Raw genomic sequence first — 24,365 nt, forward strand, 5'->3', positions numbered from 1 at the left:
CGCGCCTGTCAGTCAAGATCCGCCAAGAGCCGCTCTGCCATCGCTTTGGCGATCTTTGCGGCTTCGGGCTTGTTGCGGACATGGGCTGTCGCAATCGCGCCCTCTTTCAACAGGGCGATTTCTTCGGCAAGGCTTGCAGGATCAGCTGCGCCGGCTTCGGCGCAGAGCTCAGTGAACTGGCGAACCAGCATCTCTTTGTGCTCGGCCGCGATCTGATGGGCTGGATGCGCGGGGTCTGAGAACTCCCCCGCGGCGTTGATGAAGGCGCAACCGGAAAAGCCAAGGCCCGGAAAAGCCTTGCCGCTGAACCAGATTTCAAGCGCATCGAACATCTGCAGAAGCTGTGCCTTGGGGGACGGACCGGCCTTGGCCATTTCGCCACTGAGCCAGCCGCGAAATTGCTCGTCCCGGCGTTTCAACACAGCCAGAATCAGCTCGTCCTTGGAGCCGAAATGCTTGTAGAGGGTCATCTTTGCGACGCCGGATTCCGCCAAAATCTTGTCAATTCCGGTGGCATTGAAGCCGCCGGTATAAAAAAGCTTCAGGGCAGTTTCGATCAGATCATCGCGGCGCGAACGCATGAGTTTCCCCAGTAAATCAGACTATTCTGTCTACCCTTGCCGCATATCTGCCCAGAATGCAAACACCGCGCGCCCAACGTCCAACATCTTTTTGTGAGCAGCGGGGGCTTGATATATACAGATCTGTCTGTCTATGCTGAATGCAGGTTCTGAGCCACCCCGTTCAGCCTGCCTATCAGCCCACCAAAGGAAAGAGATACGCCATGACCCGGATCCCCCTGCCCGCCACCGTTGACACCGCACCGGCCCGCTCCAAACCCCTCCTGCAGGAGATCAATCGCGCCATGGGGAGCGTGCCAAATCTGTTTCGGATCGCCTCAAACAGCCCGGCAGCGCTGCAGGGCTACCTTGGGCTGACCGGGGCGCTGGCAAACGGAACCCTGCATCCAGCGACGCGAGAGCGGATCGCCCTGGCGGTCGCACAGGCCAATGGCTGCGGCTATTGCGTTGCGGCGCATAGCTATCTTGGACGCAACCGCGCCAAGCTGGATGCGGATGAAATCCTCGCCAACCGACGCGGGCAATCCTTGAACAGCAAGGCCGATGTCGCGGTGCAATTCGCCGTCAAGCTGGTGGATGAACGCGGCCAGGTCCAGGACGCTGATGTGCGGGCGCTGCGCCATGCCGGATACACCAACAGCGATATCGTCGAGATCATCGCCCATGTCGCGCTCAATACCTTGACCAATTACCTGAACGAGGCGCTTGGCACCCCCATTGATTTCCCAGTCGTCGGAGCCGATGCGGCCTGACGTCCCCGGGCGCCCCACCCCTGTCCCGAAAACCGGGGCGCCCATTTTTCTTACCTCTCCCTCCTCCTTTCCGACAAGAGATACACCCGATGACACGTCCGCCCCTCCCCCCGTTTGATGCAGAAAGCGCCGCCAAAAAGGTCCGGCTGGCCGAAGATGGCTGGAACAGCCGCGACCCGCAGAAAGTTGCGCTGGCCTACACGGTCGACTGCAAATGGCGCAATCGCGCCGAGATTTTTCAAGGCCGCGATGCGATTGTCGAATTCCTGACCCGCAAGTGGGATCGCGAACAAGACTACCGTCTGATCAAGGAACTGTGGGCCTACACGGACAACCGCATTGCCGTGCGATTTGCCTATGAATTCCGCGACGATGCCGGTGCCTGGTTTCGCGCCTATGGCAACGAAAACTGGGAATTTGGCGAAGATGGGCTGATGCGCCATCGCATTGCCTCTATCAACGATCTGGCGATCCGCGAAGAAGACCGTCTGTTCCACTGGCCGCAGGGGCGCCGTCCGGATGATCATCCGGGCTTGAGCGACCTTGGCCTCTGAGCGGAGCCCTTAACCATGCCACTTGGATTTGCTGAAATCGCCTTTACACCGGCTGTTCAGGCAGAGCAGGCCCGCCATGGCTCGGCCGAGGCCTATAGCGTTGCGCTGGATCCTGACCGCGATGGCGGCCGCCTTCTGGGCCTGCGCGAGAGCGCGTTTATCGCGGCGCGTGACAGCATGTTTCAGGCCACGGTATCGGAAACCGGCTGGCCCTATGTGCAACATCGCGGTGGCCAGCCCGGCTTTTTGCGGGTGCTGGACGCACAGACCATCGGCTATGCGGACCTGAGTGGCAACCGGCAGTATATCTCCACCGGGAATCTGCGGGGCAACGACCGGGTGTCGCTGATCCTGGTGGATTGGAGCCGACGCAAGCGGCTGAAGATCTGGGGGCGCGCTGTTTTGGTCGAGGACGCTGAGGTGATCCGCCAATTGCAGAGCGCAGATCAGGCGTCGGCGGAACGGGCTGTGCTGATCCGCGTGGAGGCGTTTGACTGGAATTGCCCCCAGCATCTGCCCCTGCGCTTTACGGCAGAAGAATACGCGCACATCCACGCCGAGGATCGCACCCGCCTGGAGCGGCGCATCCAGGAGCTTGAGGCGCGCTTGGCTGCGGTCGGGGCAGACCTGCCCTGACCCATCGGCGGAACCGGACTGCCTGCCTGTCCCGGTTCCGCCCACGAAATGGGGGCCAAAAGCATCCCCGAAACATCACGAGGGGAGGCCATCATGACCAATGTTACCATTGCATTTGCCAAAGCCATGGCGCGCGCGAACGGCTGGAGCCTGACCGACGAGGGCACGCTTTTGTCTGACGGCACGCCCATAGGACAGCTGCACGCCGAAGCGGACGGCTATATTGCCAACAGCGAGTATATGAATTTGATCGAGCGGGTGCGCGCAGGCCATCCCAATCAGGCCCGTCTGGTTGCCGATTACGCCCGCTCCATTTCTCCGGATGCGCTGGGTGTTCTGGGCCTTGCGGTCAAAACCGCCCCGGATCTGCGCAGCTCTCTCAAGCTGATTGAACGCTACTACCGGCTGATTACGGAAACCGCGATCTATCGTTTGGACGAAGGCAGCGAACTGTCTGTTTTTCGCATCGAAGGGCGCTGTGACCCCCATCCCGCCCTTGGCTTTCGCAACGAATGTGCGCTTGCGGGTGTCCTGAGCAACCTGCGCAAGTTGCTGGACGGATCGCTTGCAGTCAGCCAGGTCTCGTTCCGCCACGCCCCTGCCGCGTCGCCTGAGGACTACAAGGCTGTGTTTGGGTGTGATGTGGTCTTTGGCGCGGAATTCGATGCCATCACCCTGCCCAGCTCCGCGCTTGATCTGTCCAATCGGCTGGGGGATGCGGCTGTGTCGGACTATATGCTGGCCCACCTGCAGGAAAGCTATGGCCGACTGCGCCGAGAGCCACCGCTGCTGCGCGATCTTCTGCGCAGGATGACCCACCTGCTGCAAAACGGCGCGCCGCAGGCAAGCGAGATCGCCCGCGACATGGGGATGAGTGAGCGCACGCTTTATCGTCGCCTGGCCGCCGAAGGGCGCAGTTACCGCGATGTGCTGACAGAGGCACAGATGACCCTTGCCCAATCCCTGTTGCAGGGGGGCGATTGCAGCATTGCCGAGATCGCCTTTCTCACCGGGTTTTCCGAACAAAGCACCTTTAGCCGTGCGTTCAAACGTCATGTAGGACAGGCGCCCGCGCAGTTTCGTGCGGCGGTCACAAGCCCGCGAAAACCGGCGCTTGCTGCAGCCCCGGCCGGGATGGCCGGAACTGCCAAAACCCTGGCAGGCCCTGCCAAGACCGCACAGATGAATGCCTGCTAGACATGAGTTACGGAGACGACGGGCAGGTCGGCTGGCAATGACCTCCACCACCGGCCTGCCGCAGGATCCGACAGATTTCACCCGGCCCGTGTTTCAGGGCCATTTGTTCCCAACGGAACCGCGTTTTGGTTCCATCAATTGCCCGGAAATTCGCCATGAACGACATGACCTCTCTCCTCATCACCGCAGCTGCGGCTGCACTGGCAACCGGTGGCGTCGTCATGGCGCTGACATTCTCGGCCCCTGCCTACGCAAGCCCCTCGCCAACAGCGGACACATTGGTCGGTCGCCCGACGATATCGCTGATTGATGGTGGCCAGGTCGCGCCGGTCTGCGCCTGTCATGCCTCAGCACTCAAGGCCCTGACCTCAGAGTTCAACGCGGCCCGGTAGCCCCCCGACACGGCAGTCCCCCTGCCTGTGCCCGGGCGAGCCTTGCAAGTTGTCTTCCACCTTTGGTGTGCAGGTTCGCCCAACCCTATACAGCCGTGTTCTGCCTGCCCCGACAGGCCGCAACTGCGGTTGTGCGCATCACAAGACCGGATTGACGCCCCTGCTCTGTCAACCGGATGTGGGCGCAGCGCCGGCCCCTTTGTCGCGTGGGGGTCGGCGCTTTTTCTTGTCATCCAGCAAGGAGCGCCCGCCAGCCGCGGATGAAATCCCGCTCCAGCGCAGGATCAGCGCGGGTCGCGGTGCAGTCCTCTGCTCGCTCAAACAGCCCTTCCAGCGCCGCTTCCCAGCAATCCGGCGTCAGATCGCAAACCGGTGCGGCCCCGATGCGCAGGTGATCGCGCAGACCGTCTATCTCGCTCACCAACAGATGGCGACCCGCAGCCAGAGCTTCGATCGCAACCAGGCCGTATGCCTCCCAGCGGGATGGCATCGCCACAACATCCACCGCGCCGATGGCGGCAACCGGATCAGCAGCGAACCCCTTGAAGTGGATCCGTTCATCACCCGCCGCCAGCCGACGCAGGTAGGGTTCATCCTCGCCGGTGCCATAAACATGCAGTTCGATGTCCGCCCGTCGGCATTTGCGCAGCGCCTTGATCAGCACATCAAACCCCTTTTGCCGATGCAGCCGCCCGATGGCCCCGATGATCCGTGGCTTTCCCTGAGCCGGGCTCACCTTGCGAAAGGCCGAAAGATCAACACAAGACCGGATCGTTGTGATTGCGTCGGGGCTGACAAAGCCGCTGTCGACCAGCCAGCTGGACTGCGCATCGCTGACGCCGACAACCGTGTCGAACACGCGATAAGACAACCGCAGCAGCTGAGCAAAGCGTCGCTTGGACGGCACGTTCAAGGCAACGAATTCTTCGGTGTAGCTGTGTTCGACATGAATGAGACGGCTCATCGGGTGTTGCCCCCGAAGCGCAAGGAACCGTGGCAGGTTGCGCCAGTTGATCGACAGGTGGGACACGATCACATCCGCCTCGTAGCGGCCAAAGGTCAGCGGGTGATTACCGACTTCGGCCAACTGGTGATCAGCGGTGACGCTGAGTTCGGGCGACGACAGGATAAAGTCCACGACGCGCATGACGCCACCTGCGGTGGTATCGTCAACAAGGTGCAGAACACGGGGGCGGGTTTCGTTCAGCATCACGCCTGCCCTCCGGCACGGTTGAATTTCGAGGCCAGCTGCATCAGGCGGCGCAGCGACCCCTCACCGCACACAGCCAGAACCGCAGCCGCTGCGAGGGTTGCCGTGGATTTCACCGGCTCCTTGATGAGCGGCAGTTTTGATTGTTCCAACCAGCGGCGGGTCAAGGTGAGCGTGCGCCCCCGGTCCATATCGACAATCGCGCGACGGGACAGGTAACGCAGCTGATAGGCCCGCGCTTCGCGGGTGTGGCGGGCAAAAAATTCGGGCGCAAGCGGGGTTAGCTTGGCCACCATCCGCTCCCAGGCTTCCAGCTGGCGATCTGTCGCCGCCGACAACCCGCCAGAGTTCACCCGATAGCGTGTCAGCAGACCTGGCACGCCCTCGAACGCCCAATCCGTCACCAGCGCCATGCGCAGCCACATTTCGATGTCTTCGGACTGGCGAAAGGTCTCGTCGAAATACCACGGCCGCTCGCTCTCGCTTGGTGGCATGTAGGACACATCTGCCAGCGCAGCCCGACGGATCACCGGCGCCGAACCATTGCCGACGGGGTTGCGCTTGAACACATGGGCGGCACTGACCCGGTTCAGCCGTGGGCGCTGTGCGTGACCGGTGGGCTGACCATCATCATCAATCAAAAGAGAGCCAGAGTAGCTCACTCCGACATGCGGATTTTCACGCAGATGCCAGATATGTTCGGCCAGTTTGGTGGGCTCCCACAGGTCATCGGCGTCGCAAAACCCGATGACCTCTCCCTTCGCCGCGTAAATCCCTGTGTTGCGCGCCCCGGCCAGACCCCGGTTTGCCTGGCTGATCAGACGCAGCCGACGATCATGGCTATAGGATTTCACCACCTGCACCGTGGCGTCGGTGGATCCATCATCCACCACGATGATTTCGAAATCCCGCCAGCTCTGGGCCAAGAGCGCATCCAGTGTCTGCGGCAGAGTGTCAGCAACGTTGAATGCAGGAACAATGATCGAAGCAAATGTCATGAAACTTCTCCTCTGCGGGGTCAGGAAAACAGGCTGCGGCTGAAGCGGCGCGGGATGAGCGCGGCACAGACGGAGCCGAGCAGCGTGAGCGCGCCACGGCGCACAGGGGACAGAAACCCGCGTGGAGACTGGCCCAGCCCCAACAGCGCGTGTCGCAGGGCAGTGGTGCGCCCCATCCCGAGCCGCAGGGCGCGGCGGGCCAGATAGCGGTGATAGATGGCATGGGAACGGCGCGACGGGCGATGGCCCATGGCGATGGCCGTTTGCAGCGCCCGTTCGCGCCCCGCCTCCATCGCGTCCAGATCGGTTGACAGGCCGCCGGTGCTGCGCCGGTAGTAGGTCTGCAGCATCGGCATCCCCACAATCCGCGCGCCCTGCGCCACAAGGCGGATCAACCACTCCAGATCTTCGTTGTGCAGCATGGTTTCGTCAAAGCCGCCCGCGCTCTGCATCACGTCACGGCGCACCGACATGTTGGACATGGTGCAGACCGGGTTTTCCCCCATCAGAATGTCAACGCTCAGGTCTGTCTCCGGAACCGTGGACAGGGTTCTGGCATCGCACGGCCGGTGCGAGAAAAAGGCGATCTGACCATAGGCCCCCGCCACCGAAGGATCAGCAAAGATCACCGACAGCTCGCGCAGCTTGGATGGGGCCCATTCATCATCCGCGTCGCAAAACGCAATCACGTCACCGTCTGCGATGTCCAAGGCACCAAAGTTGCGCGCCGCACTCGGCCCCTTGCCAGGGTTGCGATAAAGCCTGATCCGGCTATCCCCGGCGGCCATGCAGCGGATCTGGACCCAGGTCGGGTCGGTCGATCCGTCGTCTACACAGATTGCTTCCCAATTCGGATAACACTGGGCCTGCAGGCTTTCGATGGTGCCCGTGATGGTTTTCGCGGCGTTGAAGCAGGGAATGACTACAGAGAATTTCATCATCGTTTCAGACCTTTGCCAGTTTGTGCGCGAAGGCACGTTGAACGAGGGGAAAAGAACCAAGGATCATCACGGCCGACGCAACAAGCGCGTAGCCAATGGCAACCGCCAACAATCCCTGAGGCGCCAGAAGCGCGGTATTGAGCGACAGCGCGACAGTCAGAAGCGCCGTGATCCGAAATTCCTGCCCAGCCCGCCCCGTGGCACGCAGGTAGCCTGCACAGGCCGACCAGAGCGTCGTCGGAATGGCCACGAGGCACAGGATCGACACGATCCCATCCAGCGCCTCCCAGCCCGCCCCAAAGAGGACCGGAACATAAACGGGGGCCAGCAGTGCTTGCAGGATCACCGCCGGGGTAATGATCCCAAGCGCGAGCAGGATGCTTTGGCTCAGCGCCGCGAGCTTGTCTTTGCTTGCACACAGATGTGGAAACAGAACCGTCGCAAACGCTGTGGAGAAGGAATTCGCAAGCCCCAGGCCCGCGTTGAACGCCATGAAGTAAAGACCCAGCACCTCGGCCCCCATCAACGCCCCGACAATCACCTTGTCGATCTGCAGGCGCAGCGCTTTGACCAGCTCTACCCCCAGCACAGTCGCCCCAAACCGCAGGAACGGACGCACCGGCGCTGGGTGAACCTCGGGGTTGGCGGTCCAGGGGTGCAGCCGCCGCATTGCCAGCAACCAGTAAGGCGCGGTCACAAGGCGGGGCAGGATCAGCGCAAGGGGGGACGCCCAAACCAGAGCGAGCGCAACCGACAGAAGGTTGGCACCAACAACCTGTGTTCCGGCAATCAAAGCCGTGCGTTTCATCCGCCCGGCCCGCATGGCAAGCGCGCATTGCACCAGACCGGCCGGCATGAACAGGTATTCCCCCGCCAAAAGCAGGATCAGCAGCAAGAGCATTGTACTGCCCCCAAGGGCATAGAGTGCCACGCCAACCAGCGCCTGAAACACAAACAGCCCGGTGCACCAGATCCAGAACAGCCGATGAGCCGTCTTGCAGGTCGCCTCCAGATCCTCGTCCCGCGCGGCCATGATGCGCTGGCCGATCCCGTTTTCAGTCAGCGATTTCAGAATGTCCGCCGCCGCCAGTGCCGCGGCTGCGATCCCGATATGCGCCAGATCCAGTGTGCGTGCGACGGTTACGACAACCAAAAGGCGAGACGCCTTGCTGGCAACCTCGGAGCCGACATAGGCAAAGACGTTCTGCGTAAGCGTCGGCACCTTGGGCAACCGGGTGGGAAACTGTGCATTCGAGAAACGGGGCTGTGCCATCGGAAAGGTCCATGATTTTCGGTCCCTTCCTTGGTAGCCCAGCCCCCTTGGCTGTGTCCTGCGCACCCCCGGTCAGGATCACGGGGCGAAAGATCACAGACCTACACCAAAGGAGAGGTCGATCCCCGTCAAAATCTCTCGCAAGATGAGTGCGCTTGTCTTATCAAGGTCAGAACAGCTAACCGTTTGGATCGCGCAATGAATTCAACGCTACGGACCGGAACTGCCCTGCTGGCCCTGATGAGCGTGGCCGCCTGTACGGCCATCAACCAGCCCCGCAACCTGGAACCGGTTGCGGTCGGAAACGGGTATCAGGCCCAATACCGCGAACCAAAACGTGACATCCGCGAACAGACGTTCCTGCGGTCCGAAGAAATCAACCGTCTCAAATGCCGCCCTCTTATCGGCGGTGCCGAGGGCAATGGCAGCAAATTCGGCGGTCTTGCCAGCGCCTCTTTGCGGGGAGAGCGGCTGTCGCGCAACGATCTGATCGATATCCGGGTGGCAGAGGATGACACCTTTAGCGGTGATTATGTGGTCTCACGCGACGGCACGTTGAACCTGCCTTACCTACGGCCCATCCGGGCGCAAGGGCGGCTGGTGCGCGACGTCGAGGCCGATCTTGCAGCCCAGCTGGTGAAGAACGGGTTTTATGATGCAAACCCCCGGATTTCCGTTCGGGTTGCGGATTTTGCATCTGTGACCGTCGGCGTTTCCGGCGCGGTGTTTGAGCCCAAGGCCGTGGAAATTGGCGGGATCGCGGGTGATCAGGTCGACAGCCGCAGACAAGAGGCGCTGGGGGCATCAACCGAGGCCCGCAATCTTTCTGCCGCCTTGCGGGCGACGGGCGGCGTGCGCCCCGACGCTGACATTTCAGCGATCCAGCTGCGCCGGGGCTCGAAGGTTTACACGCTTGATATGCGAGGGGTTTTCGAGGGCCAGAATGCCGTGGATGTGATGCTGCTGACAGGCGATGAAATCAACGTCCCAAGCCGCGGCTGTTTTCAGGATGATCTGATGCGCCCCAGTCCGATCAGCCCGCCGGGGGTCACCCTGTTCCTGTCAAATCTCACCCAACCCGCAACCGGCAACGCGCCTTCTGCCATCGGGCGTGAAGTGCGCGAAATCCCGTATGGGACGCGCTTCATGCAGGCCGTGATTGACACCAACTGCGTTGGCGGCGCGCGCGCCACATCGGCCAACCGCTCTGCTGTCCTGTTTTCACGCAATCCGGTGACCAAAGTTTCGGTCGTCATCGAACGCGGCATTGAAAACATGCTGCGCCGGGCGGATCGGGACGATTATGACCCTTATCTCCTGCCTGGCGACTCCATCGCGTGCTATGACAGCACTATCACCAATATCGGCGAAATCGGCCGGGTTCTGGGGCTTGTCGCGCGCTGAAGCGCGGAGATCATGCCGCTGACTTGAGAGCCGATTGCGTGGCCAGCCAGATCGCAGGCAGGCCGTCAATCGCCAGTGCAAGATCAGCCCGGCTACCAGATTTGGCCGCCTCTTCAATGGCGATCAGCTGACGACGCAGGCACAGCGCACCGATCGTTGCGGCGCTGCCCGCGCTTTTGTGGGCTTCTGCTGCGATGCGCGGCAAATCCTGTCGCTGCTCGCCCCCTTCTTGCCCGAGCCAGCCAACCAGCTCCTCTATCTCTTTGCAAAAACGGGCCACAATTACGCGAGCGCCATCCGGGCTTAGCGCCTGTTTGAGGGATTGCAGATGCTCGTCCGAGACTGCGGGCTCCTTCTGGTCGCAGATCTCGTCCACCTGCTCCGGCAAGGCGCCGCTGCTGAACAGCCCCAGCAGCGCCTCTTTGGACAGGGGCTTGGTCAGAATGCCGTCCATCCCGTCTTCCAGAAAGGCGGCCTGCTCCTCTGCCATCACATTGGCGGTCAGCGCAACAATCGGGGTCAGGCTGGCCGGTCCGTTCAAGGCGCGGATTGCCCTTGTGGCGCTGCGTCCGTCCATGACCGGCATGCTGATATCCATCAGGATCAGATCGAACCGCCCGGCCCTGGCCAAATCAACCGCCTCGCGCCCGTTATGTGCCTCGACCACATAGTGACCGGCGGCGCGCAGCATCTCCCGCGCGACGTCACGGTTGATCGGATTATCCTCGACCAGCAACACCTTGCGGGGGCCGGTGATCGGATTGCCACGGGCTTGCCTTGCGTGGATCGGACCGGCAGGTTGCGGCGGCTCGGCCTCTTCCACCGGCAGCTCCACGATAAAGCTGCTGCCCTGCCCCGGCGTGCTTTCGACATCGATATGTCCGCCAAGCGCGGTGACAAAGCGTTTGGTCAGCGCCAGCCCAAGTCCGGTCCCGCCCACATTTCGCGCATATGAGCTGTCGCCCGTCACGAAATCCTCAAACACATGGCGGATCTGGTCAGGGGTGATCCCGATGCCGGTATCCTCCACCACGATCTGCAACCCGTTTTCGCGCCCCAGGCAGGCCAGCGTCACACGGATGCGTCCGTTGTGGGTGAACTTGACGGCGTTACCCACGAGGTTCATCAAAATGTCCTGAAGACGGTCCTTGTCCGCACGGATCCAGTTCTTTGCCGGTCCATCCCATTGCCATTCCAGAACCGACTGATTGGCAGCGGCAGAGGCGCTTTGGTTGTCGATGATGTCCTGAACCAGATCACTGATATTCATCACAACGGGTCGCAGATGCAGGCGCCCTGCGTCGTATTTGGTGATATCAAGAACGCCATTGATGTGGCTCAGCAAGAGTTTGCCGGAGGTTTCCATATTGCCGATATAACGGCGCTGACGTGCCGTGAGCCGCGTGTCCTGCAGTAGCGTCAGATTTCCCAGAAGACCGTTCAGCGGCGTGCGAATTTCGTGGCTCATGGTCGCAAGGAAGTTGGTTTTGGCCTTTTCGCCAGCCAGCGCCAAATCGCGGGCGGAGACGAGCTCCTCTTCTGCCGCGACCTGAGCGGAGATATCCCGCAGAAAGGCGACAAAGATCTCACCCTGGGCGGTTTCTGCGCTCTGAATGGCCAGCTCGACCGGAAAGACCTCGCCAGTCGCGCGCTTGGCCTCAAGGCGGACCCGGCCAGAGCCAACAACCCGCCGGGTGCCCCCGTTGCGCAGCCGCGCCATGCCTGCGGCATGGGCTGCCTTGTGGTGATCGGGTACGATCACATCCGCCAGGTCCCGGCCGATCACCTCTTGGGCGGGGATTGCAAAGATCTGCTCAGCTGCCGCGTTGAACTCAAGGATACGGCCAGTTGTATCGCTTATGATGACCCCATCAAGCGACGTTCCCATGACCACATTCATCCGGCGACTGGCCTCGACAACCTCGGCACGCCGGCGCACGTTCTGGGAGTTGAGGTGATTGAGATATCCCGCCAGTGCAAGCAGGGCCACAATCAGCCCGCCCACGGAAAGGCCAAGCCACACGAGCGTCCGACCCGTCTGTTCGCGGCGCGCGTCCGTCAGTGCCACAAGATGCCCCAGCGCAGAGATCGAAAGATCACGGACCACTGGGCGTATGTCTGCCGCTTGCTCTGCAAGGTCGGGGAGGTTCTGCCTCAGCTCGGCGTTGCTGGCATCAATCGCTGGCAGGGCCCCTTGCAGAAACCCATCCACCCGGCCCAATGCCGTGCGAAGGCGCGGCAACTCACGCAGCGGCGCATACAGTTCCGCTTCGTTCAAGATCCGGATGCGGCTGTAGAATACGTCAAACTCCCGACGCAGTGTGTTGAGATCGTCATCACCGTCGCCCTTTGCCGCCACCAGCGCGGTGTAGAATTCCAGGAACTCCACATCGGTCTGCGAGAGCGACCATTGCAGGTTGTCCTTATGGGCCGCGTTGAGATCCTGCACATCCCGCAAGATGTGCGAGCCGAAGACCGCGACAGCTGCAAAGGCCAGGGAAAACAACACAGCCAGAATCAGGATGCGTACGCGCGGTGTCATAGGTGCACTGCCAGTCATGCTGCCGCCTCCTGCTGGGTGGGTTCAGTCGTGTGGTGATGTCTCTTTGTCTTGGGAACGTCTGTGGGTCGGGCGGTCTGGCGGGATCAGTTCAGCACTTCCAGCCGATCCAGCTGCCAGATGCTGCGGGAATAGATGATCTCTGTCTGAAAGCGAGGATCGGAGTCATAAGGATAGACAATCCAAAGCGGACCCTTGTCGCGCACCGACATCGGGGCACCGTTCATGCGAAAGGCGATCATCGCGCCCTCGTCCGAAATGTCCTCAAGCGGGATCGTGACGGAATAGTCGTTGATCGCAGTCGCCCGGAGCGCATCGCCCTGCATTCCCAAGGCATCAATCAACGTGGCCAGGGACACACCATCAAACTGCTGCGGGCCATCCGTCCAGATTGTCGTGGTTTCAAAGCTGCGGGCACCCAGCTGTTCCAGCATCGCCAGATCAAGAACCGCTGCGCCGTCCATGTTGGTCACAGCTGCGTTGGATACGGTCAGAACAACCTCTTCCTGCGGCTTGCCAAGATCCTTGGCCGCGACAGGCACAGCGATCGGGGTCGCGGTGAAGGCAACGGCGAAAACAGTCATCATCAGAAAACGAAACATGGCGCATCCCTTTTGGTGTCTGGGAAATTTATTCCATGAGATGGACCACCTTGCACGTGGACAGAGGTATCGTGCCCTATCCTAAAGGATAGTCTGCGGGGTATCTTCTGCACAAGAAACCGTGATCTGCCCGCAAAAACCTAGCGCGCCCCGCAAGCACCGGCAGGTGGCTTGCAGGGCGCGACCGTTCGGATGCGCGGTCTGTCAGTAGGCCCCCCGACCCGACAGAACGGCTCCGATCGTGCGATACATCAACGCCAGATCCAGCCCGACAGAGGCCTCTTTGGCATAGGCGATGTCCATCTCGACCATCTCGTCAAACCCGACATCCGCGCGCCCAGAGACCTGCCACACACCTGTGATGCCGGGCTTTACCGCCAGCCTGCGAAGCGCCCGCGGCGGATAGGCATCAACCTCGACCGGCAGGGCCGGACGGGGACCGACAATGGACATATCCCCGCGCAGCACATTGAAGATTTGCGGCAACTCGTCGATTGAGGCGCGACGGATGAACCGTCCAACCCGGGTGATGCGCGGATCCGCCTTGGCCTTGAAGCACACACCATCGCGATCCGATTGCGACAGGACGGCCGCCCTGCGGGCCTCGGCGTCCTGGCTCATGGAGCGGAACTTGAACATCGTAAATGTCTCACCGTTCTGACCTACGCGGGTCTGGCGAAAGATAACGGGCCCCCGGCTTTCGGCGCGAATGGCAAGGGCTGTCAGGGCTAAGACTGGTGCCAGCAGAACCAGCGCAGTTGCGGCCGTTGCCACGTCCAGCACCCGTTTGGCCGCGATGCGCCGCTTTGCCCGGTTTTCGGCAGTGGCGAAGGCGCGTCTTGCGGCACTGCCGACAAAGGTAAAATTCCCCACCAGGTAGCGTTTGGCGAGACGGCGCGGCTCTTTCATCAGGCGCCAGCCCCATTCCATCCGGGCCTTACGGACAAGGCGCGGAGCCCGGTCAATGACACCTGCGCTGAAATCAAGAAACGCGCCGACAGCCAGCGTCAGGTCAGCCGCCAGGCGATCGGCGTAACGATCCAGCCACATCTCCTGCAGCGGCACCCCCATTGCGACCAGCACGATATCTGCGCCACTCTCGTTGATATCGGCAATCACCGCCTCGGGGTCCGCTGCGCCGCCGTAGCCATCCTGTGTCCCGGCAATGCGCAGGTTCGGCGTGCTCAGGATCAGCTGCGCGGCTGCCGCATCCGCGACACCCGGCTTGCCACCAAACAGATAGACCGACTTGCCGCGGGTCGCGGCCTGCTCCAGCAGCTTTGGCAGCAGATCGGTCCCGTTGAGGTTCGCGGCCAGTTTCTGCCCGGTAAAGCGGGCGGCCAGTTCGATGCCCGCGCCATCGGGCAACAACATGTCCGCGCGCGCCACCGCATCTGCATAGCCACGATCCTGGCGGCGAATATTGCAGCAATGGGCGTTCATGAAGAACACCCGCCGACGGCCCGGAGCCAGCAGAGCCCGAACGGTTTTGTCGGCGGTTTCATCAACCAGGTTAAGGTCAAGCGCTGGCAGATACTGGGTTGCCAGAGCCGGACGGGACACAGGTGTCACCGGTGTGGTGTGCAGCAAAGGGAACTGGAAGCTCATCATGCAACTCCTTGATAAGACGTTGGTTGTCTTCAGGGTGTCGAATGATGCGCAGTGGCTCAACGCAGCGGACGGACAGGTTTGGTGGACATAGGGACAGCGATTTTCAACTTCGAACAGGGCCCCTATCCAAGGGGGTATGCCCCATACCAAAGAGACAGCAGGCTCTCCCCTTTCGCGCTGGTGCGCTGGCCCGGCCCGCGCCTAATCTAAAAAGACAAACCGCGCCCGACCGGATCCGGGCATCTGAACGGATTGCACAGCGAGGGAGACCCAGCATGCGCGTATTGATTGCCGATGATCACGACCTTCTGCGAGACACATTGGTGATGTTTCTCGAAAGCGAAGGCGGCATGAGCACATGCGCCGCCAATAGCCTGCCTGCGGCGCAGGAACGGATGGAGACAGATGGCCCCTTTGATCTGATCCTGCTGGATTACAACATGCCGGGGATGGATGGGCTGCAAGGTCTGTTTGACACGATGGCCATGAACGGCGGCCAGCGGGTTGCGCTGATCTCGGGCCAGGCCAGCCGCGAGGTTGCCGAACAGGCGCTGGATGCGGGAGCCGCAGGGTTTGTGCCCAAGACATTGCCCGCAAAATCAATGATCAATGCTGTCCGGTTCATGGCAATGGGCGAACAATATGCGCCCATCGACTTTATGACCGCAGTCGAAGACACGCCCTGCCCGCTGACCGCCACACTCTCTCCCCGCGAGATCGAGATGCTGCGGGGTTTGAGCGAAGGCAAGGCCAACAAGGAAATCGCCCGTGATCTCAATATCGCGGAACCCACTGTCAAACTGCACATGAAGTCGCTTTATCGCAAAATGAAGGTCAGCAACCGAACGCAGGCAGCGCTGGTTGCCCGTGACAAAGGGTTGTTTTGACTATCCAGACGGATAGGCGCGCGCACAAACGCCCTGCGTGACTGCCCATCGGGGTTGCCGAAACGCGGCTTAGCTTCCTGTATTCTTTAGAGAAAGGAGAGCCGCAATGACCCCCGAACAGCTTCGCTACAACTTTCTCGCCAAGCCAAAGCACAGCTTTCGCCACAACGCGATCCGCGCCCTGAAAGGGGGGCGTCTGAACGATCTGGGGCGCCTGCCGCGCTACACCGCCAGCCTGATTTTGGGCTCTGCGCTGATCTGGGCCCCCATCAGCGGATATCTCAAAACAGCGCCTCTGACCTTTCGTTCGCACACCTCACTGATCCTGCCGGGGTCCGGTGCCTCGGCCTCCTTGAACCTGAACGGGATCGGTCAGGCCACGTCCTATGCGAATTCGGCCTTTGCCTCCAACTCCGTCAGCCCAACCGAAACCTACAAGCGCCTGCTTGGCGCTGATCGCATTCTCGCGGCGGCAGCGGCTTCGCTTGATCTCAGCCGTGAGGCGTTTGGAAAGCCCCGGATCAAACTGGTTGATCAGACCGGCCTGATCCATCTGGAGGTCACGGGCCGTTCGCCAGAGGACGCACAGGCCCGTGGCGATGCGCTGATTGCGGCCTTCCTGAGCGAGTTGGATGCCCTGCGCGCCGATGAACAGAACACCCGCGAGGACAGCGGATTGGGGGCGATTGATGAATACCGCACCTCAGTTGCCGGGACCCGGCAGGAAATCGTTGCCTTGCAGAACGAAACAGGTCTGCTGTCCGCCGAGGACTACGACGCAATGGCAGAGGCCACCCGCAGCCTGAGCGGTCGTGTCGAGGATCTGATCGCGCAGTTGAATGATGCAACTGAAGGCGTCGCAGCCCTTGAGGCGAGCCTTGGTCTCAGCGCTGCAGCCGCCGCTGCAACACTTAAACAATATGCCGACAGTGAATTTGTGGCCCTGATCGACGAGGTCGGCACCCATGCTGCGGCGCTGGCCGAAGCGCGGGCAAGTTTCGGTGAACAGCACCCCAAGGTGCGCAACGCTTTCCAGGCCCATGAAACAGCCCTCAAGACAGCCCGGATCCGCGCCAGTGCCGTGACCGGCCTGCCCCTTAGCCAACTGGCCACGCTGGACGTGGCCCCCGCCGGGGCAAGGGCCGAACTGCTGTCGCGCCTCGTTCAGCTGGATGCCACCCGCGCAGGCACAGCCGAACAACTGAAAACCATGCAAACCCGCCTGCAGCAGGAACAGGCCACCCTCACGCGTCTTGCCCCGGCTGCGGCCCGGCTTGAAGATCTGCAAAGGGATTTTTCCGTTGCAGAGGCGGTGTTTGCCAGCGCTATCGCACGTAGCCAATCGACCAAATCGGACGTCTATGCCTCCTACCCGTTGGTGCAGGTTCTGGAAAACCCGTCCCTGCCTGATCGCCCGTCTTCGCCCAATCGCAAACTGGCGCTGGCTGCCGGAGGCGCCGCCACGTTGATGCTGACCATTGGTCTGGCGCTTGGCTGGGGCCGCTCTGCACTGATCGACAAGCTGATCATGCGGCGCGAAAAAACCAAGGGGGTTGCCGGATGAGCCCGCAAAACCCGGCAGAGAGCCTCCTTTACAAGGCGCTGATCTGGACGTGGCCGTTCTATGCCATTGGTGCCCTCTACGCTGTCGGCCCGGTGCTGGGCTGGACGGCCGGAGCGCTGGCGCTGCTCGCGGCCTACCTTGGGCCTGCAATGCGAGAGGACCTGCAGCCCGCAACCACAGTGTCCGGCCTGATCTGGATCTGGGGGCTGGGCATGGCGGTCATGTTGCTGGCGCTTTGGGTGGGCCATCTGGACTGGGGCCTTGGCACCAAGCAGACCATCAAATCGAGCATCGGCTGGGCAAAAGGCTGGGCGCTTTTGGCGTTGTTTCCACTGGTTGGGGCCATCCTGCCGATCCGCCGCTCGCTCCTGATCCGTGGCCAATGTGTAGTCGGAGCCTGGACACTCGCGCTCGCGCCGATCCTGTTGATTGCGCCATACATTGGTCTGCCAGAGAAAATCTTCACCTCTCCCTTCAAGGTTCTGGGGGGACCGGGACCAGAGTATTTCAGCGTCTATTTCTTCACCTATGACCCCTCCAGCTGGACACCGCGCTGGCAGTTCTACGCCCCCTGGTCGCCCTTTGCCGCTTTGCTGGGGGTCATCATGGTGCTGTTCGCGATGGAAGAGGAGAACCGCAACTGGAAGGCGGCGGGGATTGCCGCAGGCGTCTTGATGATCTTGGCGTCAAAATCGCGAATGGGGCTGGTCGGGCTGGTGGCCTGCACTGTTGGCCCGCGGCTCTTGCCTCTTGTTCTCAAGGGATGGGCCTGGCATGTCACCGCTGCCTTGACCGCTTCGCTTGCTGTGGTGGGCACCGCGCTGTTGAGTTTTGTGCAAAACGGGATCACCGCCTTCAAAGAGGCGCGCGCAGACAGCACGCGGGTGCGCGAGACCCTTCAGCGCATCGCCGAGGAACGCTGGCAGAACGATGCCTTCTGGTTCGGGCATGGCACCGTCCAGCCCGGTCCGCATCTCGTGGAATACATGCCAATCGGCAGCCATCACACCTGGTTCGGCCTGCTGTTCGTCAAAGGTGTGGTCGGATTTCTCGCGCTTGCGGTGCCATTGGGCCTGCACATCTGCGTGGTGATGGCTGACGCTGCCCGCAATCCCCGAGGACGCCTGCCGCTTGGTATCTTGATGACCATGGTGCTGTTGTCTTTTGGCGAGAACATCGAGATCGAAGCCTACATGCTTTGGCCGGGTCTTGTGATGCTTGGCGTGCATCTTCGCGAAATGCAGGCAGACAGTTGCCCAGAAAGACCGGCTCTCGGCAGCGCAGCCGCACCGATATAATCACATCAAACCAATACACTAAGCGACACACCTCATCCAAAAGAAAGAGGGGAGACAGCCTGTGTCTCCCCTTCGAGGTACACGGAACCGGTGGTTTTGATTACCGCCCGAGGTCGTTGCCTGTGCCCGGTCCGTGGCGGGACGAGCGCACCCATCCCGAGTTGGCTGACCCGCGCCAACCGATGCAGCGCAGATCGATGTTCTTGCCTTGTGCAGGGCTGATCCGCCGGATCAGCTGCAGCCAGAGGTCGCCCCGCAGGTGTTGCACTTCATGCAGGTGCCATTACGCACCAGCGTGTAGTTGCCGCAATCCCCGCAGGCCTCGCCTTCATAGCCCTGCATCTTCGCCTTTGTCCGTGCGTCCATACCGCCGGTGACAGCCTGCGCCGCGACAGCAGAGGTTTCAGGCACCAGCGATTGCAGGGCCGCGACAGTGTCCGTGCCACTTGCCAAGAGATCGCTTGCGGTCTGGCCACCTTGCAGAACCACCAGCTCCTGCGGGAGACGCTTGCGCAGATATCCGGTCGAAGAAATCTGCTTCAGCACTTCCAGCGAACGGGTTGCCGCGGTTTCGCTCAGCTCGGAGACGTTGGACACGCCCTCTTCTTCGCCCCGGCCCAGATCATCAAATGTCGCGCCTTCCGGTTTGACATGTGCCAGGTCGGTGCGGTCCAGATAGCTGACTGCCAGCTCGCGGAACACATAGTCGAGGATCGACGTCGCGCTCTTGATCGAGTCGTTGCCCTGAACCATGCCTGCAGGCTCGAACTTGGTGAAGGTGAAGGCATCCACGAACTCTTCCAGCGGGACACCGTATTGCAAGCCAACGGACACCGCGATTGCAAAGTTGTTCATCATCGCCCGGAAGCCAGCGCCTTCCTTGTGCATGTCGATGAAAATCTCGCCCAGGTTGCCGTCTTCGTATTCGCCGGTGCGCAGATAGACCTTGTGACCGCCCACAACCGCCTTTTGGGTATAACCTTTCCGGCGTTGCGGCATCTTCGTGCGGTGGGATTTGATGACTTCCTTCACCACAACCTTTTCGACGATCTTCTCTGCCAGCGTCACAGCCTTTTCCTGCTGCGAACCGCTTTCAAGGATTTCAGCCGCTTCATCATCATCCTCGACCAGCGCAGCCGCCAGCGGCTGGCTGAGTTTGGAGCCGTCACGATAAAGCGCATTTGCCTTCACCCCCAACGACCAGCTCAGCTCATAAGCGGCCTGACAGTCCTCGATGGTGGCGTCATTTGGCATGTTGATCGTCTTGGAAATAGCGCCAGAGATGAACGACTGGGCCGCTGCCATCATGTGAATGTGGCTATCAACACTCAGATAACGCTTACCTTTTTTCCCGCAAGGGTTCGCGCAGTCGAAGATGCTGTAGTGCTCTTCTTTCAGGTGCGGCGCACCCTCAAGCGTCATGGAACCACAGACGTGATCATTCGCGGCTTCGATCTCTGCCTTGGTGTAGCCGAGGTGGCGCAACAGGTCGAAGGTCGGATCGTTCAGCTTGGTGCCCGGAATGCCCAGAACGCCCGTGCAGAAATCTTCACCTAGGGTCCATTGGTTGAACACGAAACGGATGTCAAAGGCGCTCTCCAGGGCGGCGTCGATCTTGGCCAGCTCATTGGGGCCAAAGCCGTGTCCGGCCAGCGAAGTGTGGTTGATCGCCGGCGCATTGCCGATAGAGCCGTGGCCCACCGCATAAGACACGATCTCGCCGATCTGCGCCGTGCTGTAGCCCAGCCCTTCAAGCGCAGCAGGAACAGAACGGTTGATGATCTTGAAATAGCCGCCACCTGCGAGCTTTTTGAATTTCACCAGCGCGAAATCAGGTTCGATCCCGGTGGTGTCGCAATCCATCACGAGGCCGATGGTGCCCGTCGGCGCCACAACGGTGGCCTGTGCGTTGCGATAGCCGTGCTTTTCACCCAGCTCCAGCGCTTCGTCCCAGCTGCTCATCGCCAGTTCCGCCAGACGCGGGTCCGGGCAGTTCGCGATATCAAGCGGCACGGGTTTGACTGCCAGACCTTCGTAGCCATCCACAGAGCCATGCGCCGCTGCGCGGTGGTTGCGGATCACCCGTAGCATGTGGTTGGCGTTCGCCTCGTAGCGGGCAAACGGGCCCAGTTCTGACGCCATTTCTGCCGAAGTCGCGTAAGAGACGCCGGTCATGATCGCGGTCAGGGCTCCACACAGGGCGCGCCCCTCGATGCTGTCATAGCCAAAACCCATGTTCATCAGCAGCCCGCCGATGTTGGCGTAACCCAGACCCAGCGTGCGGAAATCATATGACCGCTGCGCGATCTCCTTGGACGGGAACTGGGCCATCATGACCGAAATTTCCAGTGTCACGGTCCACAGACGGCAGGCGTGCATATAGTCCTCGGCCTGGAACTCGCCGTCCTTGAGGAAGGTCAGCAGGTTCAGCGATGCGAGGTTGCAGGCGGTATCGTCAAGGAACATGTACTCCGAACAGGGGTTGGAGCCACGGATCTCTCCGTCCGCCGGACAGGTGTGCCATTCGTTTACGGTGTCATGGAACTGGATGCCCGGATCGGCACAGGCCCAGGCCGCATGGCCGACCTTTTCCCACAGGTCACGGGCCCGCACGGTTTTGGCAACTTTGCCGTCCACCCGGTTGATCAGTTCCCAATCGGCATCTTTCTGTACCGCATGCAGGAACGCGTTGGTCACGCGAATGGAGTTGTTGGAATTCTGGCCCGAAACAGAGCTGTAGGCGTCGCTGTCCCAATCGGTGTCATACGTCGGGAATTCGATCGAAGTGTGACCCTGTTTTGCGTAATCCAGAACCCGCTTGATATAGGTTTCCGGGATCGCAACCTTCTTGGCCTCGCGAATTGCCTTTTTCAGACCTTCGTTCACCGCGGGGTCATAGGCGTCTGCCTCTGCACCGTCCCAGCTGCGGATGGCCTCGAACAGGCCATTGAGCATCTTCTCGTGCATCTTGGAGCCAGCAACGATGGACGCCACTTTCTGCTCTTCGATCACCTTCCATTCGATGAACTGCTCGATATCTGGGTGATCCGCGTCAACGATCACCATCTTCGCAGCACGGCGTGTGGTGCCACCGGATTTGATCGCGCCGGCCGCTCGGTCACCAATCTTGAGGAAACCCATCAGACCGGAGGATTTTCCGCCCCCCGACAGCGCCTCGCCTTCGCCACGCAGATGGCTGAAGTTGGTGCCAGTACCGGAGCCGTATTTGAACAGGCGCGCCTCGCGCACCCACAGGTCCATGATGCCGCCCTCATTGACCAGATCATCCTCGACCGACTGGATAAAGCAGGCATGCGGCTGCGGGTGTTCATAGGCATTGTCGGACTTGGTCAGCTTGCCTGTCTTGTAGTCCACATAGTGGTGGCCCTGCGCCGGACCATTGATGCCATAGGCCCAGTGAAGACCGGTGTTGAACCACTGCGGAGAGTTCGGCGCCGCGCGCTGGGTTGCGAGCATATAGCGCATCTCGTCGAAATAGGCGCGCGCATCATCTTCGGAAGAGAAATAGCCCCCCTTCCAGCCCCAGTATGCCCAGGCACCGGCAAGACGGTCGAACACCTGTTTGGAAGAAACCTCGCCACCGCAGGGGGTGTCGTCTTCAGCCGGGACCGAGCGCCAGAGGAACTCAGGCACGCCTTTTTCACGGACCTTTTTCAGTTTGCTCGGCACGCCGGCTTTGCGGAAATACTTCTGTGCGATGACGTCGCTTGCGACCTGGCTCCAGCTCGCGGGCACCTCGATGTTTTCCTGACGGAACACGATGGTGCCATCGGGATTTCGGATCTCCGATGTGGCTGGAACAAATTCCAGATCGGCGTAAGCGTCCTGCCCAGATTTTGTGAATTTCCGTTCAATTTTCATGCCGTCTGCCTCTTTCTTGCAGTCCAAATTTCACAAAACGCGCCTTTCTGCGGCGACGTGGCGGCATCACAGGACTCCGAAAAACGCTGCTGACGCACCTTGTGAAAGATGCGAACCGAGGCGGCTGCCTCCGCGACGCGGGCCAATGATATAGGTGTCTCTCTGGTGCAGGGAGGAGGTGGAACCCACCATATTTTGTGCTGCACGCTCTGACATCCACAATTTGACGTATTCGACCATAGGGGGTCAACGCAAAAGTTAGGGCTCTGTGAGCATCTTTTCTATTGACGTTGTTTTAACGGTTTTTTTGGCAGACGAACGCGCTCGATTCAGCTCGATTTCATCCACAGGTTTCCGCAACAGCAGCAGGTGAAGCCGCGACAAATTTCTGACGGGCAGAGAGGGGTTTGCCCCAATTATACCCATCAAACCCGCGCGTGCCTGCAGTGGTTTCATCCACAGGTCAGACCCTTAAAGATGAGTAGCAAAACTCCAATTCACCCCTAGGTCGCACAGCGTTTCTTCCGCCACTTTTTTCGCCAAGCAGGCGCTACCGTAAAACCGATCCGACGCCAACCCGCAACAGTTGGTTAACAGTCTATTAACGCCACCCCGCCTGCGGAGGAAAACCACCGTCAAGATCGTGGCCCGGAAACCGGAGAACGCGATTCTGAGCCGTGAACCCGAACCCCTTTCAACCAGGTAAACAGACACAAAAAAACCGCGCATAAAGCGCGGTGTTTTTGATCCTCGTTAGAGGAAATGGTCGGGGCGGCGAGATTCGAACTCACGACCCCCTGTACCCAAAACAGGTGCGCTACCAGACTGCGCCACGCCCCGGACCGTGCGCCTTCCTACCGCCGACTTTCTGATTTGAAAAGCCCTAACAGGCCCAAATCGCACCAAATTTGGAAAAAATTTCGTGCCGGGTCTGTGTACCCTCTGTCATGCCATAGCGCGCAGCCAGTCCACCGTTGATTTCGAGGACAGCAAACACCTTGTCGCCCCCTTCAATCGGGGTCAGGTCACCGGGAATTGCGTTTTCATGAATGCGAGTCACCACGCCGGATTTGTCGATAAACAACATATCCAGCGGGATGAGGGTATTCTTCATCCAGAACGCCGTGCGCTGGGGATAGTCGTAGACAAACAACATCCCTGCCCCACGCGGCATCGACGCGCGATGCATCAATCCCTGCGCCCGTTCCTCGGCAGTGTCGGCTATTTCAATGGAAAACTGCGCGGATCCCCAGGGACCGCGCAGCGAAATCTGATCCGGGTTGCAGGCTGTCTCGGTAGCGACTGCCCCGCTCAGAGAGAGCGACAGAACAATAGCCCCGGCCCCGGCAGTCACGAATTGCGTCAGTCGGGACCAAAGGCTGGGCATGTTGTGTTACTCCTGATCGGCCTGAAGTGCGGCCTCCCAGGCCAGGACTTCGACAGCCATCCGACCACGTTTGCCTTCAATCACGCGCATTCCCAGCGCTTCGCCGGGCTGCAGCTCGGACAAGCCGGACTGGCGCAGCACTTCGACATGCAGGAACACGTCTTCTGGGCGCCCGAATACATTGGCAAAACCAAACCCCTTGCCCTTGTCGAACCACTTCACCCGCGCGGGCAGCAGCGGCTCTGCATAGAGGGCCTTTGGGTCCATTTCCGCGAAATCGCTCAGGACTGGGCTGTCGTCACGCTCAGGCGGGGTGATAGAGATCACCTCGACGGCCTGGACACCGCGCTCTGTGCGGTGCGTAACCAGTTCAACCTGCGCGCCATCCGCGATCGAGCTCTGCCCGAAATTGCGCAACACGTTGACATGCAAAAGAATATCCGGCCCGCCCTCATCGGAGACGACAAAGCCGAAACCTTTTGTTGGATCGAACCATTTCACCAGTCCGCGTATCTGCTGCAAACTGCTCAAGTCTTCTGCCACGGTCGTTTACCACCATTTGATTTTTTTATAGGTCCGTGTGTGATGCTCTAATCTCCAAGCCAAGTTCAAGCCAAAAACAAACATCATTGTCAC

General features: G+C 60.6%; 20 protein-coding genes and 1 tRNA gene. 9 read left to right on the forward strand and 12 right to left on the reverse strand.

Translation table 11 applies throughout. The features are described from left to right. Nucleotides 1–8: 8 nt before the first annotated feature. Entirely contained in the window at nt 9–581 is a 573-nt protein-coding gene (locus tag KUV39_RS03700) for a TetR/AcrR family transcriptional regulator (protein ID WP_008562161.1), read from the reverse strand. A 203-nt stretch (nt 582–784) separates the two neighbouring features. Here KUV39_RS03700 and KUV39_RS03705 point away from each other — a divergent pair, with 203 nt between their 5' ends. The 5 genes from KUV39_RS03705 (at nt 785) to KUV39_RS03725 (ending at nt 4,112) form a co-directional block, all read left to right on the forward strand. Next, complete coding sequence (locus KUV39_RS03705) at nt 785–1,333, forward strand: carboxymuconolactone decarboxylase family protein (protein WP_037302812.1); 549 nt, start codon at nt 785–787, stop codon at nt 1,331–1,333. A gap of 89 nt (nt 1,334–1,422) precedes the next feature. Next, nucleotides 1,423–1,887 (forward strand): nuclear transport factor 2 family protein, encoded by a 465-nt coding sequence (locus KUV39_RS03710; protein WP_222458955.1) that lies wholly within the window; start codon nt 1,423–1,425, stop codon nt 1,885–1,887. Between the two features lie 15 nt (nt 1,888–1,902). Beyond that, complete coding sequence (locus tag KUV39_RS03715) at nt 1,903–2,523, forward strand: pyridoxamine 5'-phosphate oxidase family protein (RefSeq protein ID WP_222458956.1); 621 nt, start codon at nt 1,903–1,905, stop codon at nt 2,521–2,523. A 93-nt stretch (nt 2,524–2,616) separates the two neighbouring features. After that, nucleotides 2,617–3,720 carry an AraC family transcriptional regulator gene (locus tag KUV39_RS03720; RefSeq protein WP_222458957.1) on the forward strand — a complete coding sequence of 368 codons (1,104 nt, stop codon included), beginning with the start codon at nt 2,617–2,619 and terminating at the stop codon, nt 3,718–3,720. Nucleotides 3,721–3,875: 155 nt separating this feature from the next. Then, nucleotides 3,876–4,112, forward strand: coding sequence for a hypothetical protein (locus tag KUV39_RS03725; protein WP_222458958.1), 237 nt, complete (start codon nt 3,876–3,878; stop codon nt 4,110–4,112). Nucleotides 4,113–4,341: 229 nt separating this feature from the next. Here KUV39_RS03725 and KUV39_RS03730 read toward each other — a convergent pair whose 3' ends face one another. From KUV39_RS03730 to KUV39_RS03745, 4 genes are read right to left on the reverse strand one after another with little or no spacing between them, the layout of a single operon-like run. After that, nucleotides 4,342–5,322, reverse strand: coding sequence for a glycosyltransferase (locus KUV39_RS03730; RefSeq protein ID WP_008559238.1), 981 nt, complete (start codon nt 5,320–5,322; stop codon nt 4,342–4,344). Continuing rightward, nucleotides 5,322–6,320 (reverse strand): glycosyltransferase family 2 protein, encoded by a 999-nt coding sequence (locus KUV39_RS03735; protein WP_222458959.1) that lies wholly within the window; start codon nt 6,318–6,320, stop codon nt 5,322–5,324. Before KUV39_RS03735 ends, KUV39_RS03730 begins: the two co-directional genes overlap by 1 nt. A 20-nt stretch (nt 6,321–6,340) precedes the next feature. Further along, a complete protein-coding gene (locus KUV39_RS03740) occupies nt 6,341–7,258 on the reverse strand; it encodes a glycosyltransferase family 2 protein (protein ID WP_336512802.1) in 918 nt (305 codons plus the stop codon). Nucleotides 7,259–7,265: 7 nt separating this feature from the next. Next, nucleotides 7,266–8,534, reverse strand: coding sequence for an oligosaccharide flippase family protein (locus KUV39_RS03745; protein ID WP_222458961.1), 1,269 nt, complete (start codon nt 8,532–8,534; stop codon nt 7,266–7,268). A gap of 198 nt (nt 8,535–8,732) precedes the next feature. Here KUV39_RS03745 and KUV39_RS03750 point away from each other — a divergent pair, with 198 nt between their 5' ends. Continuing rightward, entirely contained in the window at nt 8,733–9,938 is a 1,206-nt protein-coding gene (locus KUV39_RS03750) for a polysaccharide biosynthesis/export family protein (protein WP_222458962.1), read from the forward strand. A 10-nt stretch (nt 9,939–9,948) separates the two neighbouring features. Here KUV39_RS03750 and KUV39_RS03755 read toward each other — a convergent pair whose 3' ends face one another. The 3 genes from KUV39_RS03755 to KUV39_RS03765 all read right to left on the reverse strand — a co-directional run bounded on the left by KUV39_RS03755 (nt 9,949) and on the right by KUV39_RS03765 (nt 14,708). Further along, nucleotides 9,949–12,498 carry a hybrid sensor histidine kinase/response regulator gene (locus KUV39_RS03755; RefSeq protein ID WP_222458963.1) on the reverse strand — a complete coding sequence of 850 codons (2,550 nt, stop codon included), beginning with the start codon at nt 12,496–12,498 and terminating at the stop codon, nt 9,949–9,951. Nucleotides 12,499–12,584: 86 nt separating this feature from the next. After that, nucleotides 12,585–13,100 (reverse strand): putative pterin-binding protein, encoded by a 516-nt coding sequence (locus KUV39_RS03760; RefSeq protein ID WP_008560244.1) that lies wholly within the window; start codon nt 13,098–13,100, stop codon nt 12,585–12,587. A gap of 204 nt (nt 13,101–13,304) precedes the next feature. Then, nucleotides 13,305–14,708 carry a WecB/TagA/CpsF family glycosyltransferase gene (locus tag KUV39_RS03765; RefSeq protein ID WP_473763730.1) on the reverse strand — a complete coding sequence of 468 codons (1,404 nt, stop codon included), beginning with the start codon at nt 14,706–14,708 and terminating at the stop codon, nt 13,305–13,307. A 278-nt stretch (nt 14,709–14,986) separates the two neighbouring features. Between KUV39_RS03765 and KUV39_RS03770 the strand changes: the two genes are divergently transcribed. The 3 genes from KUV39_RS03770 to KUV39_RS03780 all read left to right on the forward strand — a co-directional run bounded on the left by KUV39_RS03770 (nt 14,987) and on the right by KUV39_RS03780 (nt 18,460). After that, nucleotides 14,987–15,598 (forward strand): response regulator transcription factor, encoded by a 612-nt coding sequence (locus tag KUV39_RS03770; RefSeq protein ID WP_222458965.1) that lies wholly within the window; start codon nt 14,987–14,989, stop codon nt 15,596–15,598. A gap of 106 nt (nt 15,599–15,704) precedes the next feature. Next, nucleotides 15,705–17,162, forward strand: a complete 1,458-nt coding sequence (locus tag KUV39_RS03775; RefSeq protein ID WP_222458966.1) for a GumC domain-containing protein — start codon at nt 15,705–15,707, stop codon at nt 17,160–17,162. Continuing rightward, complete coding sequence (locus KUV39_RS03780; protein WP_222458967.1) at nt 17,159–18,460, forward strand: O-antigen ligase family protein; 1,302 nt, start codon at nt 17,159–17,161, stop codon at nt 18,458–18,460. Before KUV39_RS03775 ends, KUV39_RS03780 begins: the two co-directional genes overlap by 4 nt. 231 nt (nt 18,461–18,691) lie before the next feature. On the opposite strand, the gene KUV39_RS03785 is transcribed toward KUV39_RS03780, so the two are convergent. From KUV39_RS03785 to KUV39_RS03800, 4 genes are all read right to left on the reverse strand, one after another. After that, nucleotides 18,692–22,342 carry a vitamin B12-dependent ribonucleotide reductase gene (locus tag KUV39_RS03785; protein WP_046210335.1) on the reverse strand — a complete coding sequence of 1,217 codons (3,651 nt, stop codon included), beginning with the start codon at nt 22,340–22,342 and terminating at the stop codon, nt 18,692–18,694. A gap of 763 nt (nt 22,343–23,105) precedes the next feature. After that, nucleotides 23,106–23,182, reverse strand: a tRNA-Pro gene (locus KUV39_RS03790). Nucleotides 23,183–23,225: 43 nt separating this feature from the next. Beyond that, entirely contained in the window at nt 23,226–23,729 is a 504-nt protein-coding gene (locus KUV39_RS03795) for a DUF192 domain-containing protein (RefSeq protein ID WP_222458968.1), read from the reverse strand. 6 nt (nt 23,730–23,735) lie between these two features. Further along, nucleotides 23,736–24,272 (reverse strand): cold-shock protein, encoded by a 537-nt coding sequence (locus KUV39_RS03800; RefSeq protein ID WP_037302346.1) that lies wholly within the window; start codon nt 24,270–24,272, stop codon nt 23,736–23,738. Nucleotides 24,273–24,365 lie beyond the last annotated feature (93 nt).

Origin of the sequence: Phaeobacter italicus (assembly GCF_019801785.1) — a bacterium.
Lineage (GTDB): Bacteria > Pseudomonadota > Alphaproteobacteria > Rhodobacterales > Rhodobacteraceae > Phaeobacter > Phaeobacter italicus.